Genomic DNA, 7,486 nt, shown 5'->3' on the forward strand with positions numbered 1-7,486 from the left:
GGACTGGAGCGTGCAGGACCTGCTGGCGCACGTGGCGGGCGTCGCCGTCGACGTCGCCGCCGGCCGCATCGAAGGCGCGGGTAGCGACCCGTGGACCGCCGCGCAGGTGAGCGCACGTAAGGACTGCACGGTGAACGACCTGCTCACCGAGTGGGAGCAGGCGCCGGTGACCGACGCACTGCTGACGGTGGACGCGATGCAGGCCGCGCAGGTGGTATTCGACCTAGCGACCCACGAGCACGACCTGCGCGGAGCGCTGCTGCTCCCCGGCGAGCGGGCCAGCGAGGGCGTCAACGTCGGCTGGGAGTGGGCGACGACGGTGCTCGGGCAGCTGCGGGACGGCTACGGCGAGGGCGGCCTGGTGCTGACGACGTCGGAGGGCACGCGCACCACGTGCGGCTCGGCGCCGGTGGACAGCGGCGTCACAGCCGACCGCTTCGAGCTGTTCCGGGCCATGACCGGTCGGCGCAGTGCGGAGCAGGTGGCCGCCTGGCAGTGGGAGGGCGAACCGGCCGTGGAGCGCTTGTGCCTACTGCCGGCCCGCTCAACCCCGCTGCAGGAGTGACGTGAGCGGCCAAGTCAGTGCACGCCAGCACCTCGTCGCGCACCCCCCGAAGAGACCTGGATGCCAGACCCTATTGGGGGGACGGCTGCCAGCGGGCTCATGCGCCAAGCCCTGGGGCTCGCGACGCCGACGCCGGGCTCAAGGTGAAGTCCCGGACCAACATCTCCAGGTCGCCTGGCCGACGACCGCGCCGCCCCGCGCCGACGCGACAATCAGGCACGTGCGCGGACGCGTCAGGGCCTGATCCGTGCACGCCAAGAGCCGGGTCGCCGCTTGGCGTGCGCAATCGCAAGGATCGCCGACTCCTCGCCGGTGACGAAGTAGACGACGGGGTACGGGAAGCCGCTGACCCGCTTGGACCGCACTGCTGGCTCCCGCTCCCAGCCCGGCCAGACGCTCCATGTCTCCGGCGAGTCGACCGCAGCGTCGATCGCCTCGCGGACCGCGATCTCGAAACGTGCGCCTAAACCGAACTCACGCTCGTCGTACCACTCGACTTCAGCGAAAAATTCCGCCTTCGCCTCCGGGTGGAAGCCGAAGCCGCGGGTCATGCGTCGCGCGCGGCCTGGCGTGTAGCTCGTCGATCAGCAAACTCAGCGAATACATCCTCGCCGCGAACCATCTGCACGTCGCCGCTGACCATCTCCTCGACGCGGGAGCCGATCTCAGCCGTCCACGACTCGGCCACAGTTTCTTGGCCGACCGCCTCGAGGGACTCGAGCAGCCGGAGCGCCACATCCTCACGCACCGAAGGAGGCAGGGACATCCTCGCCTCGAAGAACTCCGACGCGCTCAGCGACATGCAATCAGTCTACGGACCAGCTCGAACAGCCGAAAGGAGTCCAGCGCATTTGACGTCCGCGAGGGCGGCTCGTCAGCTCTGCCCCACGCCGGCTCTGACTCCTGCGCTGAGACGACGCACATCGAAGCCTTCGTCTCCTCATCCGGAGTCTCACCACAGAAGCTCTTGGAATTCTTGCGGACTTTTTGCGGACTAGAGCCCCCGAACCGAAGCGCGATATCGCTCTGACCTGCGCAAACGTCGCTGACTCAGTAGTACCAGGGGTACGAGCTGAAGTCCGGCGCGCGCTTGTCGAGGAAGGCGTCGCGGCCCTCCTGGGCCTCGTCGGTCATGTACGCAAGCCGGGTCGTCTCACCCAGCAGCACCTGCTGCCCCACCAGCCCGTCATCGATCATGTTGAACGAGTACTTGAGCATGCGCTGCGCGGTTGGCGACTTGGCGTTGATCTTGGCGCCCCACTTGAGCGCCTCGGCCTCCAGGTCGGCGTGCGGGACGACCTTGTTGACCATGCCCATGCGGTGCGCGTCGGCTGCGGAGTACTCGTCGCCGAGGAGGAAGATCTCGCGGGCGAACTTCTGGCCGACCTGACGGGCAAGGTAGGCCGAGCCGAAGCCGCCGTCGAACGAGCCCACATCAGCATCGGTCTGCTTGAACTTTCCGTGCTCGGCGGACGCCAATGTCAGGTCGGCGACGACGTGCAGGCTGTGGCCGCCGCCGGCAGCCCAGCCCGGCACCACCGCGATCACGATCTTGGGCATGAAGCGAATGAGACGTTGCACTTCGAGGATGTGCAGGCGGGCAAGCTTGGCCGGGTCGACCGTCGCAGCCGAATCGCCCTCGGCGTACTGGTAGCCGGCCTTCCCGCGGATGCGCTGATCGCCGCCGGAGCAGAATGCCCAGCCACCATCCTTGGGCGACGGCCCGTTGCCGGTCAGCAGCACGCAGCCGACGTCGGAGGACTGTCGCGCGTGCTCCAGCACCGCGAGGAGCTCGTCGACCGTGCCGGGCCGGAAGGCGTTGCGCACCTCGGGACGGTCGAAGGCGATGCGAACTGTGCCGTGCTCGACTGCACGGTGGTAGGTGATGTCCTCCAGTGCCTCGAAACCGGGGATCTCTTTCCAGGCGGATGGGTCGAAGATCTCGGAGACGGTCATGCCCGCGAGAATATCGCGGGCCCGTGCCGCTGCGCCCCCGCGGACCGGCTCAGCGGGCCTGGACGCTCGCCGCGAGCGACACCATGTGGCCCAGCCGGGCCAGCTCGGAAGCCAGGAACTCAGGTCCGCCGCGCCGGCCGACGACCACGACGAACACGTCTCCTCGGCGATCGCGAGCCGGTGAAGCGGCCAGGACCGTCGAGTCCCACTCCGGCACGTCCCGAAGCACCTCAGCTCCACGGATGCCGAGCCAGGCGGCCGCCGCCGGCACCAGACGCGGCGCAGTGGCGGACTTGGACATGACGACCGGCTCGCCGTCGACCCGGTGCAGGGCCATGGCCCAATCGGTCCGGAACGTCGACGGAATGACCTCGATGAGGCGGGCGACCGCTTGCTGAGGATCCTCAGTGAACCGCTCGACCGCCTCGAGGTCCATGCTCAGATTGGCACCGGCGTTGTAACGAGAGATCCAGGCCACCGCGACGCCGTCGAGTGCGTGGCAGGCAGTGATCAACGCATCGGGCATGACCCGCGCCGGGAGCTCCAGCAGGACATCGTCGATGACCCGGCCGTCGGGGCGGCGCTCCACGATCTCGATCGCCTCGATGTCGGCGCCAGCTACACCGAGGGCCGTCGCCAGCGCACCCAACGAACCAGGCACGTCGGGCAGCTCGACGCGAAGCAGGAAGGCCATATGACCATTGTCACCGCCAGTCATTTCGTTGGCGTTACGCGGGTAGCGTGGTGGGGTGAACCCCTCCACCCTCCGCACTGTGTTCCGTACCGTCGCGATCGCCGAGGCCCTTTCCTGGGCCGGCCTGCTGATCGCCATGTTCTTCAAGTGGGTGGTCGCGGCCGATCCTCACACCGGCGCGCAAGGCGGCGTTCCGATCATGGGTCCGATCCACGGCGCCATCTTCATCGCATACCTCGCGGCGTGCCTCCTCGCTCGGCGGTCGTTCGACTGGAGTCTCAAGACGACGCTGCTGGCCCTGGCCGCGAGCATCCCGCCATTCTTCACCTACGTCTTCGAGGTGCTCGCCGACCGCAAGGGTCTGCTGGGACGCCCGGTCTTCGTGACCTCCGCCTGACCTGTCAGGCGCTGAGGCTGCCGGGCCCGGGAGGCCTGGGTGGAGGACGATGAAAGGCGTCGACGCCCGGCAGGCGCAGCCAGCTGCGCGCGATAGTGCGGCGAGGCGCACGGCACCGGACCGAAGTCGATAGCCTGTGCGAGATCCGAAGGAGAACAGGTGAACGAGCACACCCGCGGCGCCGGTCACGTGCAACGTGTTGGTGGGTCTCGCCTGCTCGTCGAGCCCCCCGTCCGATTCCTCGGGCCGATCGTGCTGCGCTCAGACACGCGCATCGGAGCATTCACCGAGTTCGGTCGCGACATCGAGGTGCAGGCCGCGACGATCGGCCGCTACTGCGAAATCGGGCCTGGGAGCCTGCTGGGCGCCACCGGCCATCCGACGACGTGGCTCAGCGTCTCGGCATTCCAGTACAAGAAGACGACCTGGGGTTGGCACCCGGCGGCGGACTCCTCCGAGGTCGTCGACCCGGAGGCCGGAGGCCGCCAGAGCTTCCGCAGCGTCGCGGGTGACCTGGCGACGATCGGCAACGACGTCTGGCTCGGTGCCAACGTGGTCGTGCTGCGCGGCGTCAACATCGGAGACGGTGCGATCATCGCGGCCAATGCTGTGGTGACCCGCGACATTCCGCCGTACTCGGTAGCCGGCGGCACCCCAGCCAAGGTCATCCGGTCTCGCGTGCCCGATGACCTTCGCGACGAGCTCACGGCGCTGCGCTGGTGGCGGTTCTCCCCCAACCAGCTCTCCGGGATCCCGTACGACGATCCGGTCGCGGCCGCCGAGCTGCTTCGCGCCCGGGTCGAATCCGACCTCGCCCCCTACGACCCGGGCTACGTCGAGATCGTGAAGCCACCCCCGGCACCCGCACCCGGGCGCCGCCGCTTCCGCCGGGGCTAGCGGATCAGCCACCCGACCTGACGAGCTGGACCAGAACGCCCTGACCCTCGAACGTACGGGACTCTGCCACCCGCAGACGCAAGGCTGGCTCGTCGAACAGGTGGTCGGCAATCGTCGTCAGCTGTTCGGCAGTCCCGATCTGCAGGATCGCTGAGCCTCGTTCGTGCAGGTGCGCGCCGATCAGCTCCAAGCAGGTGCGGGCCAGGTCCAGACCATCGGGGCCGCCGTCAATCGCCGGCAACGGATCCTTGGGGAATTGCGACGTGTCCTCGCTGGGCACCCAGGGTGGATCCGCAATGATCAGCGAGAACCGCTCGTCAGCCGCGATCACCTCGTCCATCGGCCCGCAGCGAATGTCGATCTGGCCAGACATTCCAGCGCGCTCGACGTTGACCGCAGCGTGCTCGCAGGCGGCCTCGGAGGCGTCGACCATGACCATCCTCCGGACCTCACCGACCACGGCAAGCAGTCCGATGTGACCCACCCCGGAGCACAGCTCGAGGGCCGGCCCCTCGGGCGCGTCCTGCAGCAGGCCTGACGCCCAGGCGGACTGCGCCGTCGTCCATCGTCGCGGCCGGAGCACACGCTCGTCGTACGAGATGATCAGCGGTCCGAACTCGATCTGCTCGATGCGGACTTCTTCCACGTCGAGGGCCATGACTACCCCTTCGTCGACCTGCTCCGTCTGCGATAACGGCACGGCCCAGTTACCCAGCCCGCGCGCGCCCAAACTCCGATCAGTGGCGTCCGGTCCCGAACCGCGATTCACTAAGGCATGCGATCCATCTGGAAGGGCGCGATCACGTTCGGACTGGTCAACGTGCCCGTCAAGGTCTACAGCGCCACCGAAAGTCACGACGTTTCGCTGCACCAGGTCCATAATCAGGACGGCGGCCGCATCAGGTATCAGCGCCGGTGCGAGGTCTGCGGCAAGATCGTTGCCTACGAGGACATCGACAAGGCTTATGACGACGGGGCGCGCACCGTGGTGCTGACCGACGAGGACTTCGCCTCACTGCCGGCCGAGCGTAATCATGAGATCGAGGTCGTCGAGTTCGTCCCGGCGGACCAGGTCGACGTGATGCGGCTGGACAAGGCCTACTACCTCGAGCCCGAGGAGCGCGCGCTCAAGCCGTACACCCTGCTCCGGCGTGCGCTCGAGGATTCGGACCGGACGGCCATCGTCCAGTTCGCGCTGCGGCAGAAGACTCGGCTGGCGGCCCTGCGCGTGCGCGGCAACGTCCTCCTGCTGCAGACCATGCTGTGGGATGACGAGGTGCGAAGCCCTGCGTTCGACGTCCTTGCCACGACTCCTCGGATCAGCCAGAAGGAGCGTGACATGGCGGCGCAGCTCGTCGACTCCCTCTCAGAGGACTTCAATCCGGCGGCGTTCACGGACGACTACCAGGAGCAGCTGCGCACGTTGATCGAGGCGAAACTGGAGAAGGGCGCAACGCTTGACACCGAGGCCACGTTCGGCGAGCCCGACGAAACCGCAGATGCGGATGTCGTTGATCTGATGGAGGCACTCAAGCGCAGCGTCGACCGCAAGAAGGCCAGCAAGAAGACCGGCACCACGAAGCCGGCCAAGAAGACTTCCGCCAAGAAGCCAGCCAAGAAGAAGGCCGCGTCCTAGCCTGTCTTGGTTCCCCCCGCCGCGACCGGCGGACGGGGCGGCGGAGTGAAGGCCACGTTGGGCGAATTCCGATGATCAACGACCCACTCGGCGACGTACCGAAGCTTGACGTTGTGATCCTGCGACTGCCGGCGTAGGAACTCGAAGGCTCGATCAGCATCCAGGTCGTAGCGTTCCATCAGGATTCCCTGCGCCTGACCGATCAGCTTGCGGGCATCGATGGCGACCTGCAGTCCAGACTCGTTGAGGGCATTCGCGATGGCGACTGCCGCGTGCCGCACGAAGATCGCTCCCACCGCTACGTCATCGTCGTCGAACGCTCCCAGCCGCTCCGCATACAAGTTGAGGGAGCCGTAATGTCGATTGCGGGTCTCCAGCCGCAGACTGAGGGCACTGTGGATGCCGAGTTCGGCCACGGCCGGTCCCCAGTGCAGCCACCGCTCGTCGGCGGCCACGTCGGGCGATAGATAGAAGGCCTCGCCCTCGATCGCATCGAGACACGGTCCTTCATCATGGATGATCTGCAGGTTGTGTGACTCTGCGACGCGCTGAGAGGTCGCTGCGGCTGTCTCGATCTGGTTGCGCGCGTGAACCAGCATGACGCCGGCGTCATCGCAGTGCGTGGCAACCCGTGCGTACTCGGCAATGCGCTCGATGGTTCGCTCGGGGCTGGGCTCGTCCTGCAGATCCAAAGCCATCTGCGAGAAGAACGTCGAGCTGTCCACGAAGAGCTCCTCTGTTGGGGCGGGCGGGTCAAGCGAACCACACGATCTAGGTCAAATCTATAGCCCGCCGTCGTGCCGGTTTGTGTGGCGCATGGTTGGGTACTTTTCCTGCCTCACGGGACGAGCGTCGCGAGTAGTCGGGGAAGGCCGGATTGATGAATGACGAAACCGATCTGGCTGGAACGACCGTGACGTTGTTCGGCGATCGCGATCAGCTGGAGGACGCCCTGAGCCTTGAGCTCGCGCGACGTGGCTGCAGCACCCACAGCGTGACGACACAGACCGGATGGCTCCGATCCGCGACCCACGCGGTGCTGCGACTCGACACTCCATCCGGAGCTGCTGCACTGGCTCAGCTCGCCGAGACAGATCAGCCGCGTTCTCACGTCGTTGCAGTGTGCTCTGAGAAGTCCGACCAGAACCACACCCGCCGGATCGTGGACCTCTGCCGAGCCTGCGGCGTCCGACATGACGTGTCACTGATCTGGCATCTGGCACCCGCCACCAAAGCGGTCCGCGACGTCCGAAGCAGCAATCCCACCGATGCGCTGGCCGCAGCGATCAGCGACGAGGTCACGATCCACCTCGCTCCCGGACGGCCGGCATCGTACACGAC

General features: G+C 67.0%; 11 protein-coding genes. 5 read left to right on the forward strand and 6 right to left on the reverse strand.

The genetic code is table 11. The features are described from left to right. Positions 1-565, forward strand: a 565-nt coding sequence (locus WB461_RS08840; protein ID WP_423852365.1) for a hypothetical protein, incomplete at its 5' end; no start/stop codon positions are given. Between the two features lie 233 nt (positions 566-798). On the opposite strand, the gene WB461_RS08845 is transcribed toward WB461_RS08840, so the two are convergent. The 4 genes from WB461_RS08845 to WB461_RS08860 all read right to left on the reverse strand — a co-directional run bounded on the left by WB461_RS08845 (position 799) and on the right by WB461_RS08860 (position 3,215). Beyond that, positions 799-1,116: a type II toxin-antitoxin system RelE/ParE family toxin gene (locus tag WB461_RS08845; protein ID WP_423852366.1), complete on the reverse strand. Its 318-nt coding sequence runs from the start codon at positions 1,114-1,116 to the stop codon at positions 799-801. Next, positions 1,113-1,367: an addiction module protein gene (locus WB461_RS08850; RefSeq protein WP_423852367.1), complete on the reverse strand. Its 255-nt coding sequence runs from the start codon at positions 1,365-1,367 to the stop codon at positions 1,113-1,115. Before WB461_RS08850 ends, WB461_RS08845 begins: the two co-directional genes overlap by 4 nt. A 248-nt stretch (positions 1,368-1,615) precedes the next feature. Then, positions 1,616-2,521, reverse strand: coding sequence for a 1,4-dihydroxy-2-naphthoyl-CoA synthase (locus WB461_RS08855; RefSeq protein ID WP_423852368.1), 906 nt, complete (start codon positions 2,519-2,521; stop codon positions 1,616-1,618). Positions 2,522-2,570: 49 nt separating this feature from the next. Continuing rightward, positions 2,571-3,215 carry an amino acid-binding protein gene (locus WB461_RS08860; RefSeq protein ID WP_423852369.1) on the reverse strand — a complete coding sequence of 215 codons (645 nt, stop codon included), beginning with the start codon at positions 3,213-3,215 and terminating at the stop codon, positions 2,571-2,573. 55 nt (positions 3,216-3,270) lie between these two features. Between WB461_RS08860 and WB461_RS08865 the strand changes: the two genes are divergently transcribed. Then, entirely contained in the window at positions 3,271-3,612 is a 342-nt protein-coding gene (locus tag WB461_RS08865) for a DUF3817 domain-containing protein (RefSeq protein WP_423852370.1), read from the forward strand. A 159-nt stretch (positions 3,613-3,771) separates the two neighbouring features. After that, complete coding sequence (locus WB461_RS08870) at positions 3,772-4,509, forward strand: CatB-related O-acetyltransferase (RefSeq protein ID WP_423852371.1); 738 nt, start codon at positions 3,772-3,774, stop codon at positions 4,507-4,509. 4 nt (positions 4,510-4,513) lie between these two features. Here the strand turns inward: WB461_RS08870 and WB461_RS08875 are convergent, their stop codons facing one another. Continuing rightward, the gene (locus WB461_RS08875) at positions 4,514-5,167 is read right to left on the reverse strand and encodes an RsmD family RNA methyltransferase (RefSeq protein ID WP_423852372.1); all 654 of its coding nucleotides are present in this window, start codon (positions 5,165-5,167) and stop codon (positions 4,514-4,516) included. Between the two features lie 117 nt (positions 5,168-5,284). On the opposite strand from WB461_RS08875, the gene WB461_RS08880 reads away from it, so the two are divergent. Beyond that, complete coding sequence (locus tag WB461_RS08880; RefSeq protein ID WP_423852373.1) at positions 5,285-6,145, forward strand: Ku protein; 861 nt, start codon at positions 5,285-5,287, stop codon at positions 6,143-6,145. On the opposite strand, the gene WB461_RS08885 is transcribed toward WB461_RS08880, so the two are convergent. Next, entirely contained in the window at positions 6,142-6,870 is a 729-nt protein-coding gene (locus WB461_RS08885; RefSeq protein WP_423852374.1) for a GAF and ANTAR domain-containing protein, read from the reverse strand. The two genes, WB461_RS08880 and WB461_RS08885, sit on opposite strands and share 4 nt — an antisense overlap. Positions 6,871-7,025: 155 nt before the next feature. Here WB461_RS08885 and WB461_RS08890 point away from each other — a divergent pair. After that, positions 7,026-7,486 (forward strand): hypothetical protein (locus WB461_RS08890; RefSeq protein WP_423852375.1); only part of this gene is annotated, 461 nt, incomplete at its 3' end.

Source organism: Aeromicrobium sp. (genome assembly GCF_049587115.1).
In the GTDB taxonomy this organism is placed as follows: Bacteria; Actinomycetota; Actinomycetes; order Propionibacteriales; family Nocardioidaceae; genus Aeromicrobium.

Bases quoted from the DNA above. Each gene is read 5' to 3' on its own strand.
- WB461_RS08845 (WP_423852366.1), bottom strand. From the start codon at position 1,116: ATGACCCGCGGCTTCGGCTTCCACCCGGAGGCGAAGGCGGAATTTTTC.
- WB461_RS08850 (WP_423852367.1), bottom strand. From the start codon at position 1,367: ATGTCGCTGAGCGCGTCGGAGTTCTTCGAGGCGAGGATGTCCCTGCCT.
- WB461_RS08855 (WP_423852368.1), bottom strand. From the start codon at position 2,521: ATGACCGTCTCCGAGATCTTCGACCCATCCGCCTGGAAAGAGATCCCC.
- WB461_RS08860 (WP_423852369.1), bottom strand. From the start codon at position 3,215: ATGGCCTTCCTGCTTCGCGTCGAGCTGCCCGACGTGCCTGGTTCGTTG.
- WB461_RS08875 (WP_423852372.1), bottom strand. From the start codon at position 5,167: ATGGCCCTCGACGTGGAAGAAGTCCGCATCGAGCAGATCGAGTTCGGA.
- WB461_RS08880 (WP_423852373.1), top strand. From the start codon at position 5,285: ATGCGATCCATCTGGAAGGGCGCGATCACGTTCGGACTGGTCAACGTG.